Source organism: Streptomyces sp. NPDC016562 (genome assembly GCF_043076955.1).
In the GTDB taxonomy this organism is placed as follows: Bacteria; Actinomycetota; Actinomycetes; order Streptomycetales; family Streptomycetaceae; genus Streptomyces.
This window is the reverse complement of the sequence record NZ_JBIBRZ010000001.1, coordinates 1,205,075-1,223,721: the sequence shown is the minus strand read 5'-3', so window position 1 is coordinate 1,223,721 and position 18,647 is coordinate 1,205,075. Positions and strand designations below refer to the sequence as shown.

The window sequence follows — 18,647 nt, the reverse complement described above, 5'->3', positions numbered from 1 at the left end:
CAGATCCTGTGAAGGTCGCATAAGTGTGCGGGTCGTGGGTGGGCGGGGCGGAACGAGTGGGCGGGGTGCGGCAGGTGTCCGGAACGGGGGGCGGGTCCGGCTGCGTGCCGTGGCAATTCCCCACACTCCGGCAGAAGTGTGACGATCGAGGAGTTTTCTGAGTGGCAGGTATGCCCCGCCTGAGCGTTGTGGTGCCTTTCCAGGACGTCGAGATGTACCTCCAGGAGTGCCTGGAGTCCATCGCCAGGCAGACGTTCAGGGACCTCGAAGTCATCATGGTCGACGACGGCTCGACCGACTCCTCGACCGCCATCGCCGCGGACTTCGCCCGCCGGGACCCGCGTTTCCGGCTCCTGCGCCAGGAGCCGATGGGGCCGGGCCACGCCAGGAACGTCGGCATCCGCGCGGCGCACCCCCAGGCCGAGTTCCTCGCGTTCGTCGACGGCGACGACGTCATCCCCGAGTACGCCTACGAGCTGCTCGTGCAGACCCTGGAAGCCTCCGGTTCCGATTTCGTGTCCGGCAACGTCCAGATGATGAACTCCACCAAGCGGTGGCAGTCCCCGCTGCACAAGGCGCCCATGCGCAGCAGCAAGCGCGGCACCCACATCACCAAGATGCCCGACCTCATCTATGACCGAACGGTGTGGAACAAGGTGTTCCGGCGGTCCTTCTGGGACTACCACTACATCGCGTTCCCCGAGGGGGTCATGTACGAGGACTCCTGGGTCAACATGTTCGCCCACTTCCGCGCCGCCAAGGTCGACATCCTCACGGACATCGTCTACTTCTGGCGCCGGCGCGAGGGCGGCGCCGCGCCCTCCATCACCCAGCGGCACACCGAGTTCAGCAACCTCCAGGACCGGGTGGCCGCCGTCCAGTCGGTCAGCCGGTTCCTCGCCGGACACCGCGCCCGGTCCTACTCCGACCACAAGCGCAAGTACGACCTCGCCTGCCTGAAGTCGGACCTGATGCTGCACCTGAAGGTGCTCCCGGACGCCGACGAGGAATACCGCGAGGCGTTCATGCGGTGGGCCAACGAGTTCCTGGACGAGGCCGACGAGGACATCATCCAGGAGCTGCCGGCCGATGCCCGCGTCAAATGGCTGCTGGTGCGCGAGGGCCGGCTGAAGGAGCTCCTCGACGTCGTCGAGTTCGAGCGCAAGGGCGGACCCATGCCCGTCCAGCGGCGTTTCCACCGCTACCTCAACTACCCCTACCTGGGCGACCGTTCCATCGGGCTCGACAAGAGCGCCTACCGGCTGGACAAGGAACTGTCGCTGCACGGCTCGCTGTCCGGCGCCCGCTGGGACGACTCCGGTCAGCTGACCCTCGAAGGGTCCGCGTACGTCCGCTTCATCAACGTGCACAAACGGCACATGTCGATGAAGGCGATCGCGCTGCGGAACAAGAAGCAGGGCCGGGTGGTCGTCGCCAAGGCGAAGACCACCTACTACCCGCAGGCCACCGAATACTCCCAGCAGAACCGCTACTGCTACGACTGGTCCGGCTTCCAGGTCCGCTTCGACCCCGCCCGCCTCATGCGTAAGGGCGAGTGGGTCGAGGGCACCTGGGACGTGGCGGCCGGGGTCCTCAGCCGCGGGCTGTTCCGCTACAAGGGCATAGCCCGGGGCGGTGCGGGCAGCGCGGCCAATCCGCCCTACCGGTACGTGGAGAAGAACACGCGCGTCGTGCCGCTCTTCATACAGGGCGTGCTCAAACTCCGGGTGGAGAGGGTCCGTTGCCGTATCACCCGGCACCGGATCGACGGCGAGCACCTCGAACTGCGGGGTGTCTACCTGGGGGCGAAGCTCCCCGAGTGGGGCAAGTTCCGGGTGACGAGCATGACCGGTGCCGGACGGCACGACTCGTGGGTCCACTTCAAGCCCGGCGGCGAGGGATGGTTCACCTTCGTGACGCGCATCCCGGTCAAAGCGCTCGTCCCCGGGCACCGCGCTCACTCCACGGACGGCGTTCCGGAGAGCTGGAACACCGGCGCCAACGGCTGGAAGACCACCCTCCACGTCGAGGGCCGCAAGGCGGCCATCTACCCCGTCATGGCGGAGGACGCCACCGACGGCCACTACCGGGTACCAGCCGGGCTGCAGACCGCGACCAGGGACCGCGAGGTCTTCGTGCACCGCAACGGCTCCGGCTACGTCGTGCTGTTCGAGCGGGACACCCTGCCGATGGCCACCTCGGCCACCTGGCGCCAGGACGGCTCCCTGGAGGTCATCGTCAGCTACGCGGCGCAGGACATGCTCAGCGCCTCCGAGTACGCCGCCTCGCACATCGTCGTACGCTCCCGCGCCCACGGGGCGGAGCGCGCCGTCCCGATCAGCTGGCAGGGAGAGCAGTTCCGCTTCGTCGTCACTCCCGCGGCGATGCGCACGCTGGCCGGGAACATACCGCTGGCCGCCGGCCGGTGGGACTTCTTCCTGCGCCGCTACGATCCGTCCGCCGTCGCCGCGGAGGACCGGCCCAACGACCTCATGGTCAAAATGACGCAGGACCTGATCCCCAAGCTCCCCAGGGACATGACCGCCGACGAGCGGCGCTACGAACTCCAGTCCGAGGCGTACGACCGGCTCTCGCTGCTGGTCCACTCGGCGATGCCGGACGAGGCCCGCGGCCCGTACCGGCAGAAGCTGATGCGGACGAAGACCTACCCGGCCGCCCGGCGCAAGTCGCTGAAGCCGGCGGTGCTCTTCGACGCCTTCAAGGGCACCCAGTACTCCGACAGCCCGCGCGCCCTGCACGAGGAGATGGTCCGCCGGGGCGTGGACCTCGAACACCTGTGGGTGGTGCGCGACGACCAGGTCGCGGTGCCGCCCACGGCCCGCCCGGTCCGCATGTGGTCGCCCGACTGGTACGAGTCCCTGGCCCGGGCCCGGTACGTCGTCGCCAACAACCACCTGCCCGACTGGTTCGAGAAGCGGGACGGGCAGGTCGTCGTGCAGACCTGGCACGGCACCCCGCTCAAGAAGATCGGCCACGACATCGAAGCCGTGCACTTCGCGGACAAGCGGTACCTGGAGCGCGTGGACAAGGAGGTGCAGAACTGGGACATGCTCGTGTCCCCGAACAGCTTCAGCACCCCGATCCTCCAGCGGGCCTTCCGTTTCCCCGGCGAGATGGTCGAGAGCGGCTACCCCCGCAACGACGTCCTGCGCCGGGCGGACGGGCAGCGGGCGGCGGAAGTGCGCCGCCGCATCGGCCTCCCGCAGGGCAAGAAGGTCATCCTGTACGCGCCGACCTGGCGCGACGACCAGTTCTACGCACCCGGAAAGTACAAGCTCGACTTCCGCATCGACCTCGACGAGGCCCGCGCGCAGCTGCGGCACGACCACGTCCTGCTGGTGCGGCGCCACCCCAACGTGGTGGACCCCGTGCCCGGCGCCGGCGACGGGTTCGTCTTCGACGTCTCCGACTACCCGGACATGGCGGACCTCGCGCTGATCACCGACGTGATGATCACGGACTACTCCTCCCTGATGTTCGACTTCGTCAACACGGGACGGCCGATCCTCTTCTTCACGTACGACCTGGACCACTACCGCGACACCCTGCGCGGCTTCTACTTCGACTTCGAGCGGTCCGCGCCGGGCCCGCTGCTGTCCAGCTCTCCCGAGCTGATCGCGGCGATCCGCAACATCGACGGGATCCAGCACGCCTACGCGGCGCGCTACCGCTGGTTCCAGCAGGAGTTCTGCGATCTCGACGACGGTTACGCCGCGGCCCGGCTGGCCGACCGCATCCTGATCGCCGGAGGAGACCTCGACCCCGCGCGGGCACAGGCACCGGCCGTCGGCGCGGCCGGCGGCCGGACGGCCTCCGCGGCGGGTCCCTGGAACGGAGGCACCCTCGGCCAGGTGCCGCGGCAGCCGGTGAGAAGAATGGATTCCGAGCATGTCTAACGCAGCCCAGAACGCGCGCGCCGTCTTCACGGGCGTGGACTCTTCCGGGGCGGTGCCCGTCGAGTACCGGTTCTCCCACGCGAAGAACGGAAACCGGCATCTCGTCGTCGTCTTCGCCAATCTCACCGCACCCGGTGAGTACGGTTGGTCGAACGGAGTGCTCAACAACCTCCGGTCGAACATCCTGTGGATCCGGGACCTGTTCGACGGCGAGAACAGTTACTACCTCTGCAAGGGGATGGACTTCAGCCTCGAACGGTCCATCGCCGGACTCATCTCGCGGGTCATGAACGCGCTGTCCCTGACGCCGGACGACGTCACCATGTTCGGCAGCTCCAAGGGGGGCAGCGCGGCGCTGTACTTCGGGCTGAAGTACGGCTTCAGGAACATCGTGGGCAGCGTTCCCCAGTTCCTGATCGGCACGTACGTCAGGGAGGACATGCCGGGTGCCGCCCGGATGATGATGGGACAGGTGACGGACGAGAACGTGCGCGTCCTCGACGCGGTGCTCCCCGAGCTGGTGCGCAGCGGGGCGAACCGCTCGGCCAACATCTACCTGGTCACCTCCCCCCAGGACGAGCAGTACCAGCGCCAGGTGGAGCCGTTCCTCGGACTGTTCCAGGGGCACGAGAACTTCAACCTCGTCTTCAACGACTCTCCCCTCATCACGAACCACGGGAAGGTCACGCTGCGCAACCTCCCCGCCATCATGGGGGTGCTGAACCTCCTCGTCGACGGGATCACCCCCCGGTTCGGCCTGGTCCGCAACGGTTACGAGCAGCCGGAGCGCGACACCTCGGCCATCGACGCGTACCTCACCGAGACCTCCCAGGTCAGGGACGAGTCATTCCCCAGGCCGGTGGTCGTGACTCCAGCTGCGGACGAGCGGGTACCCGCGAACGCCGTCCGTTTCACGGGGTCCGCTCCGGGCGCCGTCCGGGTCAGCTTCTGGGAGGACGGCAAGCACCAGGGAACCGCGCCCGTTGCCGCCGACGGCAGTTGGGCCTGGGAACGCGCCAATCCGTGGGGCAAGGGGAGGCATGTGGTCAGGCTCTTCGCCGCCGATGCGAACAACTACCAGACCGAGCGCACCGAAGTGATCTTCACGGCGCTGGAGCCCGAGTCCGCGGCCGTGGCCGGGTACGCACCGGCACCTCTGCCGGCGCCGGCACCGGCCCCGCGCATCGTGCTCTCGGTGACCGCTCCCGCCGCCCACCAGCAGGTGCCGGGCCCCGGCGTCGGCTTCACGGGCTACGCGCCCGGCGCCGTCCGTGTGGACTTCCAGGAGGGCGGCGTGAGCCTGGGGACGTGCGAGGTGCGGTCCGACGGCGCCTGGGTGTGGGAGCCGGGCTGGGCCTGGAACGAGGGCGACCACTTCGTCGAGGCCGTCGCGGTGGACGCGGTCGGCAACGCCTCCCCGTGGGTGGCCGTCCCCTTCACCCTGGTGAACGCCTACCACGTGCCCACGCAGGGCGGGTACCTCAACCAGAGGTACTGACGCCGGGCGCGGGGACCGTCGGCCCGGCCGCGGGGCGGTTCACCCGCATCACCAGCGGCCGGTGGTCGGACGCCTTGGTGTCCACCACCTTGCAGGCGGTGCGGGGCAGCAGCGTGAACAGGTAGTCGATCTTCGAGCCGTCCTGGTGGGTGGGGCGCCCCATCCGGGAGTCGCCCTTCTGGTCGCACTCGCGGTACGTCGTGTACGCCTCCGCCGGCCAGATCCACGCGGACTTGTTCCCGGTGCCCACCGGCGGCGGGGCGTTGAAGTCGCCGCCGAAGACCGTACGGGCGTCCGTCCCCGCCGAGGCGACCAGCGAGCTCAGCTGGTCGTCCCGGAAGTCCCACTCGGGGTGCTTGTCGTCGCTCTCCCGCAGCGCGATGTGCGCGTTGCACACCCGCAGCCCCTGGGCCGGGACCCGGGCGCACAGGATCCCGCGGTGCAGGCCCACCGTGGGCTGCTCGGTCGGGACCAGCTCCACGTCGGTGAGCCGGGAGGCGGCCAGCAGCCCGTAGCCGGCCCGGCCCTTGCCCTGCCCCGTGCAGTCCACGGGCGTACCGCGCCCCGCCGCGTCCACGTCGGCGTACGGCTCGAAGACGCTGTGCCACTCCGTGCCCAGGCGCCGGGCCGAGGACAGCAGGTCGTCCGAGCACACCTCCTGGAGGAGCACGACGCGTACGCCGAAGTCCCCGGCCAGGGTGCGCAGCTGCTCGAACTTGTCCTTCGGGCTGCCGGTCCCCTCGCAGCTCCACTGCCGCACCCCGCACATGTTCCAGGTCGCGACGGTCACCTCGTCCGGGTTCCCGGCGTCCGAGAGCGTGGCGGGCGCCTGCGCCGACGTACACGCCACCGAGGTCAACAGGCTCAGCGTCGCCGCCGTGCGGCCGAACCGGCCACGGAGCGACCTGCGCCCGGCCCCTATGTGCTTCTGCATGCCGACATCATTGAGTATGCGCCGGTCAGAACGGCAATCGGGCCCGGTCACGGCTCCACCCGGGCCCACCCGAGGGCTCCCCGCGCGGCCCCTGCGCGGCGTCGACTAGGGTCTTCGTGACAGCACCCCGCGTACCGTACGCGCGACCCCGAGGAGAAGCCGTGACCGAGCCGGCGCCCACCGCACTGCAGCAGGAGATCGCCCGGGACCTCCTGGTGAGCGAGACCTTCGACGCGGAGCGCGAGATCGAGCGCCGGGTGGCCTTCCTCACCGAGCGGCTCACCTCGACCGGCCTGCGCTCCCTGGTCCTCGGCATCAGCGGCGGCGTCGACTCCACCACCGCCGGACGCCTGTGCCAGCTCGCCGTGGAACGGGCCCGCGCCGCGGGGCACGAGGCCGTCTTCTACGCCATGCGCCTGCCCTACGGCGTCCAGGCCGACGAGCACGACGCCCAGCTCGCCCTGTCCTTCATCCGCGCCGACCACGTCCTGACCGTCGACGTGAAGCCGGCGAGCGACGCCGCCCTGGCCGCCGCCGTCGCCGCCGGCGTGGCCTTCCGGGACGCACACCACCAGGACTTCGTCCAGGGCAACATCAAGGCCCGCCAGCGCATGATCGCGCAGTACGCGGTCGCCGGCGCGCACGACGGCCTGGTCGTCGGCACCGACCACGCCGCCGAGGCGGTCTCCGGCTTCTTCACCAAGTTCGGCGACGGCGCCGCCGACCTCGTCCCGCTGACCGGCCTGACCAAGCGCCGGGTGCGGGCGGTCGCGGACGCCCTGGGTGCCCCCGCCGAACTGGTGTGGAAGACACCGACCGCCGACCTGGAGACCCTCGACCCGGGCAAGGCCGACGAGGACGCGCTCGGGGTCACGTACGACGACATCGACGACTTCCTGGAGGGCAAGCCGGTGGACGAGCGCGCCTTCGAGATCATCGCCCGCCGCTACCGGCTCACGGAGCACAAGCGGCAGCTGCCGATCGCGCCGTAGGCCTCACCCCGCGGGGCGGCGGAACAGGACCGCCCAGAGGAAGGACTCGCCGAACAGCGGTGAGTCCGACGGCTCGTCGCGCATTCGGCGCAGCTCGACCTCCGTGAGGTCGCGGAAGATGTGGCGCAGGGACTCCGGGGTATAGGCCAGACCGCCCTGGAGGCCCGACGTGCGGTAGAAGTCCGCGTCGGGCAGCTCGGAGCCCATCGCGCCGGCCGCGAAGCAGGTGAGGGCCAGATGGCCGCCCGGCGCGAGGACCCGGTCGAGGAGCGCGAGGTAGCTGACGCGGCGGTGCGGCGGGAGATGGTGGAAGCAGCCCGAGTCCAGGACCAGGTCGTACGGACCGCTCAGCGCGGCCGAGGTGAGGGCGAAGGCGTCCCCGCAGTGGAAGCGGACGTCGGCCCCCGCTTCCCGCGCGCGTTCACCGGCCCACGCGATCGCCGCCGGTGACAGGTCCACGGCGTCCACCTCGAAGCCCAGGGAGGCCAGCCGCAGGGCGTTGCGGCCCGGTCCGCACCCGAGGTCGAGGGCGCGGCCCGGGGAGATCAGGCCCCGTTCGAGGTAGGACTCCAGGGACTCGTCCGGCTTCGCCACGAAGAAGGGCACCGGCTTCGACCGGTCGGTGTAGAAGCCGTCCCACCAGTCGGCCCCGCCGGCCGTCCAGCGGTCGGCCTGCGGTGCGAACAGGCCGTCCAGGAGGCTCAGTACGTCCTCCGTCGTGCGGATGCTCCGGTCCACGTTCTGCTGCATCAAGTCCCCTTTCCCGAGGCTCCCATTCTAGGGCCGTGCACCATGAAAGCCCAGGTCAGAGCAGGTGTGCGGCAGGTCTGGGCGGCCCTTCGCGGGCGTGTGAGCCGGGCTGCGGCCCACCTCCCCGCGCCCGCGGTGGACGGCCGTCCACGCCCTCCCCGAGGGCCCCCACGGGGCCGCTCAGGGCCGCCCCGGGGAGGGTTCTTCACCCGAGACGAGCACGACTAGGGTGGGGCCGTGACGACGAACGCGGGTGCGGGTGAACGGGTGCTGTACGGGTGCATGGGGCTGGGCGGGAGCTGGGGGCCCGAGCCGTACGGGCCCGCCGACATCGACGCCGCCGAGGCGGCCGTCAGCGCCGCCCTCGACAGCGGGATCACCGCCTTCGACCACGCCGACATCTACCGGCACGGCAAGGCCGAGGCGGTGTTCGGCGAGGTCCTCGCGCGGACCCCGGGACTGCGCGAGCGCATCACGCTCCAGACCAAGTGCGGGATCCGGCTGGGCGACGGGAGTCTCCCCGGAATGTACGACCTGCGGGGGCCGAGCATCAGGCAGCGCGTGGAGGAGAGCCTGACCCGGCTGCGGACCGATGTCATCGACGTGCTCCTGCTGCACCGTCCCGATCCCCTCGCGGACGTGGACGCGATCGCGGCGGCGCTGACCTCCCTGCACCGCGAAGGGCTCGTACGGAGCTTCGGCGTGTCCAACATGGGCGCGCCGCAGATCGCCCACCTCCAGGCCCGGCTCGACGTACCGCTGGTGGCGAACCAGCTGGAGATGAGCCTGTACAGCCGCGACTGGGTCGAGGCCGGGGTGCTGGTCAACACGCCCGAATTCGGGCGGGGCGGGTTCCCCTTCGGCACCCTGGAGCACTGCCGCGACCACGGGATCCGGCTCCAGGCCTGGGGCGCGCTGGCGCAGGGCCGGTTCACCGGGCTCCAGCAGACCCCGGCCGAACAGGCCACCGCGGAACTGCTGGTACGGCTCGCCCGGCGCAAGGACACGACCCCCGAGACGGTCCTGCTGTGGTGGCTGATGCGCCACCCCGCCGCCATCGCCCCGGTCATCGGCACGGCCCGCCCCGACCGGATCCGCGCCTGCCGTGACGCCGCCCTGCGCGCACCCGACCTCACCCACGAGGAGTGGTACCAGCTGTGGATCACGGCCCGCGGAGTCCCGCTGCCCTGACCGCCGCCGGCCGCGGGAGAGCCGGGGGTTATCCCCACCGCGGGCCGACCGGGCCGCCGGATGGGGGCCCGGGGCGCGGTCAACGAGGCTTGCGCCATGACGACTTACCCCAAGAAGGCCCTCCTCCTCGCCCTCGCCACGGCCACCGTGGCCACCGGACTGACCGCGGCTGCCGCACCGGCGTTCGCCGGGCCGACGCGGTCCGCGCCGCAGCTCACGTGGCACCCCTGCGCCAAGCCGGACGGGCCCGCCGCCCAGGAGTGCGCCGAGCTGCCCGTACCGCTGGACTACGCACACCCCGCCGGCCGGCAGATCACCGTGGCCGTCTCCCGCATCCGCAGCGACCGCCCCGAGGCCCGGCGCGGCACGCTCATCGTGATCCCCGGCGGCCCGGGCGGCTCCGGAGTGCAGCGCCTCACGCAGAAGGGCGCGGCCCTCCAGCGCGAACTGGCCGGAGCGTACGACCTCGTCGCCCTCGATCCGCGCGGAGTGGGCGCCAGCACCACGGCCCGCTGCGCCCTCGACCCGCAGGACCGGTACCTGACCAGCCTGCGGTCCTGGCCGGGCCCGGACGGCGAGATCACCGAGAACGTGGCGCGCTCCCGGCGCATCGCCGAGGCGTGCGCCCGCAACGGCGGCCCCGAGCTGCGCAGTTTCACCACCGCCAACCAGGTCCGCGACATGGACCGCTTCCGCGAGGCGCTCGGCGAGAGGAAGATCTCCGCCTGGGGCATCTCCTACGGGACCTACGTGGGCGCCCTGTACGCGCAGAAGTACCCCCAGCGCACCGACCGCTGGGTGCTGGACAGCAGCGGCGACCCCGACCCGCGGCGCGTGGCCCGCGGCTGGCTGGCGAACATGGCGCCGGGCGTGGAGGAACGCTTCCCCGACTTCGCGCAGTGGGCGTCCCACCCCGACCGGGACCGGGACGGCCTGCGCGTGGCCGCGCAGGCGGAGGAGGTACGGCCGCTCGTCCTCTCGCTCGCGGCGCAACTGGACCGTGCGCCGAGGCCGTCGACGACGCCGGGCACGGCGCTGACCGGCAACGGTCTGCGCCAGGCCCTCCAGAACGCCCTCACCAGCGACCTCGCCTTCCCCGCCTTCGCCCGGCTGCTGCGGGCGGTCCAGGACCCGGCGGCGACCCCCGTCCTCCCGCCGGAGCTGGCGCAGCCCCTCCGCGACGAGGACGCCGCGCTCATGGTCGCGGTCATCTGCAACGACGTGGCATGGCCGCGCACGCCCACGTCCTCGTACGAGCGCGCCGTCGACGCGGACCGGGCCCGCTACCCCCTCACGGCCGGCATGCCGGTGAACGTCCTGCCCTGTGCCTTCTGGAAAAGCGGGACGGACCAGAAGCCGGCCCGCATCACCGACGACGGGCCGTCCAACATCCTCATGATCCAGAGCCGTCGGGATCCGGCGACCCCGCTGTTCGGGGGCCTGAAGATGCGCGAGGCGCTGGGCGACCGCGCCCGCCTGGTCACCGTCGGGCAGGGCGGTCACGGGATGTACGTCGGCAACGGCAACGCGTGCGGCAACCGCGCCGTCACCGAGTTCCTGACCACGGGAAGGCGCCCCGCCCAGGACACGGACTGCCCGAACTAGGGGGCGTCCTGGGCTAGATGGCCTTTGAATCGTAGGGATATGGGCGGTTACACCCCGGTGAACATCTGTTAGTGTGCCCGCGCTTGGTGTTCCTCCATCAATCCGTCCTCCCCTCGCAACGCCCTGCGCCCGAGGGGGCTGCGAGGTGTCCCGCACGTGCACAGCACTCCGTTCTCCCCCGCCGAGGCCAGATCCGCGCGAGCCCGTATGGGCTTGAGCGCGGCCCAGGTCGCCCACTCCATGGCCGCCTGCGGCACCCCCGTCCCTCCCCACCTGGTCCTGGCCTGGGAGCAGGGCGCCCAGGCACCCTGCGACCGGGAGCTGTTCGCCCTGTCCGACGTCCTGTGGTGCGAGGCGACGGCTCTGATGGGCATCGCACCGCGGACCCTCGCCGAGCACCGGCTGGCCCGCAAGCTCACCGTGGAGCGGCTCGCGTACCGCATAGGCATGGACCCGACCGAGTACCGCGACGCCGAAGCCACACGGCAATGGCACGGGGACTCCTGGCAGACCAGGGCGCTCGTGGAGGCGCTGGGACTGTCCCTGCGCGAACTCATCGGCGTCATGGGCCGCGTGGACGAGCTGGCGGACCACCTGCGAGCGGCCGTGGACGGGCGGTGGAAGACGTTCGTGGACCCGGTCGCGGAGATCGTCGCGGTGGACGCGACCAGCGTGGGCGACGCGCTGCGCACGATGCACGGGGAGTTCTCGCAGTTCTCGCAGCGGTACATGGGACACCTGGTCGCGCGCAACGACGACGCCCGGCTCAAGGAGGTCGCGGCGGAGCGGGCCGCGTATCTGCGCCGACTCGTCGACCACTTCTGGGAGTTGATCGGCGAGGAGGGGGAGGCCTCACCCTTCCCCCTGGGCGGACGCTGACGACCCGCCCCGCCGCCGCCTCAGCGGGGGACCGCTCCGAACCGCGGTTCCGGCGGCCCGTCTTCTGCGATCTCGTCCCAGTCGATCTCCATCGTGGTGCGGCTGGTGAACACGTTGAAGAGCAGGTTCAGCGTGATCGCCGTGACGGCCCCCAGCGTGATCCCGCTGTCGAGCACCGCCCGCAGGTCGTCCGGCATCCGCTCGAAGAACGGGGCGACCGTGCCCGGCAGCAGGGCGGCGCCCAGACTGACCGCCAGGATCAGGGTGTTGCGCTCCTCGCGCAGATCGGCCTTGCCCAGGATCTGGATGCCGACCGCGGCGACGATGCCGAACATGGCGATCGCCGCCCCGCCCAGCACCGGGTGCGGGACCGAGGCGACGAGGCTGCCCGCCTTCGGCAGCAGGCCCAGTACGACCATGAACACGCCGGCCGCGACGACCACGTACCGGCTCATCACCTTGGACATGCGCACGAGCCCGATGTTCTCGGCGAAGGCCACGTACGGGAAGGAGTTGAGGACGCCGCCCAGTACCGTCGCCACGCCGTCGGCGCGCAGAGCCCGGGCGACCGTGTCGGCGTCGACCTCCTTGCGGGTGATCTCGCCGATCGCGTAGACGTCGCCGGTGGTCTCCACCATGGTGATCAGGATGACGACGAGCATGGCGAGGATCGGCAGCAGCTCGAAGCGCGGCGTGCCGAAGTGGAACGGCGTGGTGACCCCGAACCAGTCGGTCTCCCGCACGGCGGTGAAATCGGCGTCGCCCAGGAGCCAGGCGACCGCCGTGCCGACGACGAGCCCGAGCAGCACGGCGAGGCTGCTGAGGAACGGCTTGCCGATGCGCGCCAGGGTCAGGATGAGGAGCAGGGTGCCCAGCGCGTAGGCGAGGTTCCTGGGATCCCCGTACGCGGGGGTGCCGAGCAGGTGCGCACCGCCCGCGGCGTCCTGGAGGGCCACCGGGATCAGCGTGATGCCGATGATCGTGAGGATCGTACCGATGACCACCGGCGGGAAGTACTTCACGAGTCTGCTGAAGAGCGGGGCGAAGAGGAACGTGGCGATGCCCGCCGTGATCACGGCCCCGTAGACGACGAGGAGGCCGGCGGCGCCGCCGCCCGCCCCGGTGCCTATGGCGATCATGGGGGAGACCGCGGTGAAGGTGACGCCTTGGACCAGGGGCAGCCGGGCACCGACCTTCCAGACGCCGAGGGCCTGGATGATCGAGGCGACGCCGCAGGTCAGGAGGTCCGCGTTGATGAGGTGGACGAGGTCCCGGCGGGACAGGCCGAGCGCGTTGCCGAGCAGGACCGGGACGATGACCGCCGCCGCGTAGAACGCGAGGACGTGCTGGAAGCCGTAGAGGGCGAGCCGGGGGAGGGGGAGCAGTTCGTCGACCGGGTGCGTCTCCCGATGGGACGAACGCCGCGCTGAGCGGGAGGAAGTGCCGGGGGAAGCGTGGGGGGAGGAGTGACGGGTGGACTGACGGGGATCGCGTGCCATCTCTGCCTTGCCTTCGCGAGGTAGGTGAGTGAGAGGGCCGCCGCCCTCCGGTCCTGGATGACAGGACGGGGGCAGGCCGGCTCATGCCGAGCCGACGTCGGGCGGTGTTGCCGACACACGTTGCTCCGCACTACATATTCCTGTCCCGGAGTGGCGGGACATCCTTCGATCGCCGCAGCGGATCCGTCTTTGATCTTGAGATCCGAAGGGAAACGCGACCGAGGGCGCTCACCCTAACCAAAGGCCGGGTTTCCTCGCGAGTAACCGTGGGCCCGACCCGGCGGACCGGCGCGGACGGCGCCCCCGGACGACCCGTCATCGGGGCGGCCCCGCGCAACCCGTACGACGTAGCGGCCTCCCCGCGGTGACGGCGCGACCGGCCCGCCTCGCCGCGCCGCGGCCCCGGATCGCGGCCACCGCCCGGGTTCCGGGCGGCGCGGCCGCCGCCCGAGTGCCTCGCCCGGTCGCCCCGTACCGGCCTCCCCGGACCGCCACGGTCGTGAATACCTACCCGTACTTGCGGGTACTGCGGCCGAATGGCGCCGGATTTGATAGTTCTGGACTGGTCCGGTGTGAGAATGCTGCGGGAAGGACACGGCATGTTCGATCTACTGCGCCCCGAGACGGTCGTGTGTCCCTTCTGCAAAGCCAGCGCGGCGGACGGCACGGTGCGCACGCTGCGCACCGGTACCCGCTCCCTCTCGGTGACCTGGCACATCCCCACCTGCCCGCACTACGCGGCCGACCGCATCCTCGCCGAGAACGACACCTGAGCGGCCGCCCCCGGTCAGGCCGCCGGGCTCGGCTCCGCCTCCCGGGCCGCCCGGCGGCGCCGTGCGTCCTCGTCGGTGTCCGCGTCGTAGGAGATCAGCTTCGGCAGGAGCGCCGCCAGCACCGCGACCGAGGCCACACAGGCGAGACCGCCGCTCCAGAACGCCGGCCGGGTACCGGTCCAGCCGGCCATGGTGCCCGCCCGGACCTGGCCGAGCTGCGGGCCGACGCTGTACGAGAGCACCTCGATGCCCGCGAGCCGGCCGCGCAGCTCCTCGGGGATCGTCTGGTTCCAGATCGTGGCGCGGCCCAGCCCGCTGAGCATGTCACCCGCTCCCGCCACCGCGAGGCACAGCAGCACGAGCCAGATGCCCGTGGTCGCGCCGGCGCCCGCGATCGCCAGGCCCCACACCGCGGCCCCGGACACCACGAGCAGCCCGTGCCGCCGTACCCGGGACACCCAGCCGCTGGTCAGCCCCAGCACCAGTGAACCCACCGCGCCCGCCGCGTACATCAGGCCCAGGGCCCACACCGCGTCCAGCTCGTCCGCGAGGAAGGGGAAGATCGCGTTCGGGAAGGCGAAGAGCATCGCCGCCAGGTCGACGGCGTACGTGCCGAGCAGCACCGGGCGGCTCCACGCGTAGCGCGCGCCCTCGGCGATCCCGCGCAGCGACGGGCGCTCCGCGCCCTTCACGGGCGGCGCCGGACTGAGGCGCAGGCACAGCAGTACGGAGACGAGGAAGCCGACGACCGTGACCGAGTAGGCCGAGGCGTGGCCGGCGAAGGCCACGACCAGACCGGCCAGCGCGGGACCCGCGATCGCGCCCGCCTGGTAGCGCAGCCCATTGAGGGCGGCGGCCGCGGTCAGCTGGTCGTGCGGCACGATCCGCGCCATCAGCGAGTCCAGCGCCGGCCGCTGGAGCCCGGACAGCGCGGACACCCCGGCGGCCACCACGTACAGCGGCCACAGCAGCGGGTTCGGCAGCAGGGCGTTCACCAGCAGGACGAGCGCGAGCACCCCGAGCCCGGCTTCGGTCAGCAGGATCATGCGCCGCCGGTCGACCGCATCGGCCAGCGCCCCTCCGTACAGGCCGAAGACCACCAGCGGAACCAGCTCCACGGCGCCCATCGCGCCGACCGCGAGCGGCGAGTCGGTCAGGTGCTTGATCTGGAGCGGCAGCGCGATCATCGCCATGAACGAGCCGAAGTACGTCACCGTCCCCTGGTAGAACAGCAGCCGGAAGTCGCGGCTGGACCGCCAGGGGGCGAGATCGGGCAGGACGGCGGCCCATCGGGAGGTGCTCACGAGGGGCCATCCTCGGTTCTCGCCCCCGCCTCGGCAACGGATTTTCGCTGCCCCCGGCGCCGGGCCCCGTCCGCCGGGCTCGCCCCCCTGGTACGCACCCGAGGCAGCCCCGGACGGACGAATCCGCGGCCCGGGGCGTGGCAGCCCGGCCTCGCAGTGGCAGTCATGGGTCATGCCGCCGGTGTCCCCGTCCTTGCGTACGGCCGCGTCGTACGCCTGGCGCCTGCTGGTCGTCGCCGCCGCCGTCTACGCGGTCTTCGCCCTGCTCGGCCGCTTCCACGAGATCGCCGTGGCCCTCTTCCTCGGCCTCGTCGTCGCGGCGCTGCTGGGCCCGCCCACCCGGCGGCTGGCGCGCGTACTGCCCCGGACGCTCGCCGTCGCCGTGTGCCTCATCGGCAGCGCGGCGCTGCTCCTGGGCGTGCTGACGCTGGTCGGGGAGGCGGTGGCCGGGGAGAGCACCACTTTGATACGGGAGTTCCGCCGGGGGCTGGACAGCATCGAGGCGTGGCTGGAACGGCCGCCCTTCCGGCTGAACCCGCAGGCACTGTCCGACGTCCAGTCCCGGGTCGGCGCGTACCTGTCCAGCCACCGCTCCACCCTGCTCAGCGAGGCGGTCAGCGGGGCCGGGCGCCTGCTCCACGTCCTGACCGTCCTGGCGCTCGGGCTGTTCTGCTCCGTCCTCTTCCTGCACGGCGGCGACCGGCAATGGGTGTGGTTCTGCGCGCAGCTCCCCGAGACGGCGCGCGCCCGGGTGGCGATCGGCGGGCGGGCGGCCTGGCGCACCTTCACCGGCTACACGCACGGGATCGTCCTGGTCGCGGCGACGAACGCGGTCCTCGTGGGGGTGGCGCTGTACCTCCTGGGGGTTCCGCTGGCCGTGCCCCTGGCGCTGCTGGAGTTCGGCGCGGCCTTCGTCCCGCTCATCGGATCGCCCGTCGCGCTGGGCGTCGCCGCCGTGGTCGCGCTGGCCGGGAAGGGGCCGTTCGTGGCGGCCGTGGTGGTCGCGCTGATCGTGGTCATCGGCCAGATCGAGGGCCACCTGCTGCATCCGCTGGTGATGAGCCGGGCGGTTCGCCTGCACCCCCTGGTGGTGGCGATCTCGGTCGTCGCGGGCGCCATCGCCGCCGGAATGGTCGGCGCGGTGGTCGCGGTCCCCCTGGTCTCGGTGACCTGGTCGGTCCACACGGCCCTGCGCGGGGCCCGCCGTCCTGCACAATCTTCGGATGAGCGATGAAGACCCCTACCTCTGGCTGGAAGACGTCACCGGCGAGAGCGCCCTCACCTGGGTCCGGGAGCGCAACGCCGAGACCGTGGCCGCGCTGACCGGTGCCCCCCGGTTCAAGGCGATCGAGCAGGAGGTGCGCGAGGTCCTGGACGACGACGGCAGGATCCCCTACGTCACCCGCCGGGGACGCCACCTCTACAACTTCTGGCAGGACGCCGACCGCGTGCGCGGGGTGTGGCGCAGGACCACGCTCGACGAGTACCGCACGGACCGGCCGGCCTGGGAGGTGCTCCTGGACCTCGACGCGCTGGCCGAGGCCGAGGGGGAGAAGTGGGCCTGGGCGGGCAGCCGCGTCCTGGCCCCCGAGCACCGCCGCGCCCTGGTCCTGCTGTCGCGGGACGGCGCGGACGCCTGCGTGGTGCGCGAATTCGACCTGGAGACCCTGGAGTTCGTGCCGGACGGGTTCACGGTCGCGGAGGCCAAGACCCGGATCGGATGGATCGACGCCGACCGCGTCTGGATCGGTACGGACTTCGGCGCCGGCTCCCTGTCCGGGTCGGGCTACCCGCTCCAGGTGCGCCGCTGGCGGCGCGGCACGCCGGTCGAGGACGCGGAGCTGGTCTACGAGGGCCGGCCGACGGACCTGTCCGCCTCCGGCTGGCACGACGACACCCCCGGCTTCGAGCGGGACTTCGTCCACCGCCAGATCGACTTCTGGAACCAGGAACTCTTCCTCCTCCAGCCGGGCGGAACCGGCGAAGCCGCCCCACCGCTGAAGATCGACGTGCCGGACGACGCGAGCGCCCACGTCTTTCGCGACTGGCTGACCGTCACCACCAAGTCACCGTGGCTGGGCCAGCCCGCGGGCAGCCTCCTCGCCTTCCCCTTCGACGCCTTCCTCGCGGGGGACCGGACGGCCGAGGTCCTGTTCGCCCCGGACGAGCGCACCGCGCTCGCCGGCTACAGCTGGACCCGCAACCACCTCATCCTCAGCACCAACGCCGACGTCTCCTCCCGCATGGAGCTCCTCACCCCGGGCCCGGACGGCTGGCGCCGCGCACCGCTGCCGGGGGTGCCGCCGCTGTCCACCGCCTCGGTCACCTGCACCGACCCGGACGAGAGCGACGAGTACTTCCACCACGTCTCCGGCTTCCTCCAGCCGTCCACCCTCTACCGGGGCACGGCCGGCGCGGACGGCGAGAGCGAGAGCGTCAAGCAGGGCCCGGCCCTCTTCGACACCGCCGGTCTCGCCGTCCGCCAGTACTTCGCGACCTCCGCGGACGGCACGCAGGTCCCGTACTTCGTCGTCGGGCCCGAGGACCGTCCCGGCCCCGGACCCACCCTCCTGTACGGGTACGGCGGTTTCGAGATCTCGATGGTGCCGCACTACAGCGCGGTCACCGGGCGCGCGTGGCTCGCGCGCGGCGGCACCTACGTCGTCGCGGGCATCCGGGGCGGGCACGAGTACGGGCCGGCCTGGCACAAGGCGGCCCTCGGCGCCAACCGGGTCCGCGCCTACGAGGACTTCGCCGCCGTCGCCCGCGACCTCGTGGCCCGGGACGTCACCACCCCCGCCCAGCTGGGCATCGAGGGCGGCAGCAACGGCGGCCTCCTGATGGGTGCGATGCTCACCCGGGAACCGGAACTGTTCGGCGCGGTCGTCGCCCACGTGCCGCTGCTGGACATGCTCCGCTTCCACAAGCTGCTGGCCGGTGCCAGCTGGATCGCCGAGTACGGGGACCCCGACGACCCCGCCGACCGGCCCCACCTGGAGGAGATCTCCCCGTACCACCGGATCCGGGCGGACGGGCCCCCGTACCCGCCGCTGCTCCTGCTCACCTCGACCCGTGACGACCGGGTCCACCCGGGCCACGCCCGCAAGATGGCCGCCCGGCTGCGCGAGTTCGGGCATCCGGTGCTCTTCCACGAGCACCTGGGCGGCGGTCACGCGGGCGCCACCGACCACGCGCAGACCGCCTTCAACGAGGCGCTGGTCCACAGCTTCCTGTGGGAGCGGCTGACCCCGGCCACGTGACGCACGCGCGCGGCGGCCATCCGAACGGGGGATTCGGTGTGCCAG

Annotated in this window: 13 protein-coding genes; 9 read left to right on the top strand and 4 right to left on the bottom strand. The window is 71.7% G+C overall.

Going from position 1 to position 18,647, the window contains the following annotated elements:
• Positions 1 to 188: 188 nt before the first annotated feature.
• Both ACF059_RS05665 and ACF059_RS05660 read left to right on the top strand, forming a co-directional pair.
• Complete coding sequence (locus ACF059_RS05665; protein ID WP_392051795.1) at positions 189 to 3,917, top strand: CDP-glycerol glycerophosphotransferase family protein; 3,729 nt, start codon at positions 189 to 191, stop codon at positions 3,915 to 3,917.
• Entirely contained in the window at positions 3,910 to 5,415 is a 1,506-nt protein-coding gene (locus tag ACF059_RS05660) for a hypothetical protein (RefSeq protein ID WP_392051792.1), read from the top strand. The genes ACF059_RS05665 and ACF059_RS05660 overlap by 8 nt, the downstream gene beginning before the upstream one ends.
• Here ACF059_RS05660 and ACF059_RS05655 read toward each other — a convergent pair.
• Complete coding sequence (locus tag ACF059_RS05655) at positions 5,399 to 6,349, bottom strand: endonuclease/exonuclease/phosphatase family protein (RefSeq protein ID WP_392051789.1); 951 nt, start codon at positions 6,347 to 6,349, stop codon at positions 5,399 to 5,401. The genes ACF059_RS05660 and ACF059_RS05655 overlap by 17 nt on opposite strands.
• A gap of 161 nt (positions 6,350 to 6,510) precedes the next feature.
• On the opposite strand from ACF059_RS05655, the gene nadE reads away from it, so the two are divergent.
• Positions 6,511 to 7,341, top strand: coding sequence for an ammonia-dependent NAD(+) synthetase (nadE, locus tag ACF059_RS05650; protein WP_360889870.1), 831 nt, complete (start codon positions 6,511 to 6,513; stop codon positions 7,339 to 7,341).
• 3 nt (positions 7,342 to 7,344) lie between these two features.
• On the opposite strand, the gene ACF059_RS05645 is transcribed toward nadE, so the two are convergent.
• Positions 7,345 to 8,079 (bottom strand): class I SAM-dependent methyltransferase, encoded by a 735-nt coding sequence (locus tag ACF059_RS05645; protein WP_392053081.1) that lies wholly within the window; start codon positions 8,077 to 8,079, stop codon positions 7,345 to 7,347.
• Between the two features lie 249 nt (positions 8,080 to 8,328).
• Here ACF059_RS05645 and ACF059_RS05640 point away from each other — a divergent pair, with 249 nt between their 5' ends.
• The 3 genes from ACF059_RS05640 (at position 8,329) to ACF059_RS05630 (ending at position 11,766) form a co-directional block, all read left to right on the top strand.
• Positions 8,329 to 9,282 (top strand): aldo/keto reductase family oxidoreductase, encoded by a 954-nt coding sequence (locus ACF059_RS05640; protein ID WP_392051785.1) that lies wholly within the window; start codon positions 8,329 to 8,331, stop codon positions 9,280 to 9,282.
• A 96-nt stretch (positions 9,283 to 9,378) separates the two neighbouring features.
• Positions 9,379 to 10,887: an alpha/beta hydrolase gene (locus tag ACF059_RS05635; protein WP_392051782.1), complete on the top strand. Its 1,509-nt coding sequence runs from the start codon at positions 9,379 to 9,381 to the stop codon at positions 10,885 to 10,887.
• Positions 10,888 to 11,043: 156 nt separating this feature from the next.
• Positions 11,044 to 11,766: a transcriptional regulator gene (locus ACF059_RS05630; protein WP_392051779.1), complete on the top strand. Its 723-nt coding sequence runs from the start codon at positions 11,044 to 11,046 to the stop codon at positions 11,764 to 11,766.
• 20 nt (positions 11,767 to 11,786) lie between these two features.
• Here the strand turns inward: ACF059_RS05630 and ACF059_RS05625 are convergent, their stop codons facing one another.
• Complete coding sequence (locus tag ACF059_RS05625; protein ID WP_392051776.1) at positions 11,787 to 13,265, bottom strand: nucleobase:cation symporter-2 family protein; 1,479 nt, start codon at positions 13,263 to 13,265, stop codon at positions 11,787 to 11,789.
• Between the two features lie 599 nt (positions 13,266 to 13,864).
• Here ACF059_RS05625 and ACF059_RS05620 point away from each other — a divergent pair.
• Positions 13,865 to 14,038: a hypothetical protein gene (locus ACF059_RS05620; RefSeq protein WP_360889885.1), complete on the top strand. Its 174-nt coding sequence runs from the start codon at positions 13,865 to 13,867 to the stop codon at positions 14,036 to 14,038.
• 14 nt (positions 14,039 to 14,052) lie between these two features.
• On the opposite strand, the gene ACF059_RS05615 is transcribed toward ACF059_RS05620, so the two are convergent.
• Entirely contained in the window at positions 14,053 to 15,342 is a 1,290-nt protein-coding gene (locus ACF059_RS05615; protein ID WP_366868470.1) for an MFS transporter, read from the bottom strand.
• 172 nt (positions 15,343 to 15,514) lie between these two features.
• Here ACF059_RS05615 and ACF059_RS05610 point away from each other — a divergent pair, with 172 nt between their 5' ends.
• Both ACF059_RS05610 and ACF059_RS05605 read left to right on the top strand, forming a co-directional pair.
• Entirely contained in the window at positions 15,515 to 16,576 is a 1,062-nt protein-coding gene (locus tag ACF059_RS05610) for an AI-2E family transporter (RefSeq protein WP_392051772.1), read from the top strand.
• Entirely contained in the window at positions 16,566 to 18,602 is a 2,037-nt protein-coding gene (locus ACF059_RS05605; protein WP_392051770.1) for a prolyl oligopeptidase family protein, read from the top strand. Before ACF059_RS05610 ends, ACF059_RS05605 begins: the two co-directional genes overlap by 11 nt.
• The last annotated feature ends 45 nt before the right edge of the window (positions 18,603 to 18,647 follow it).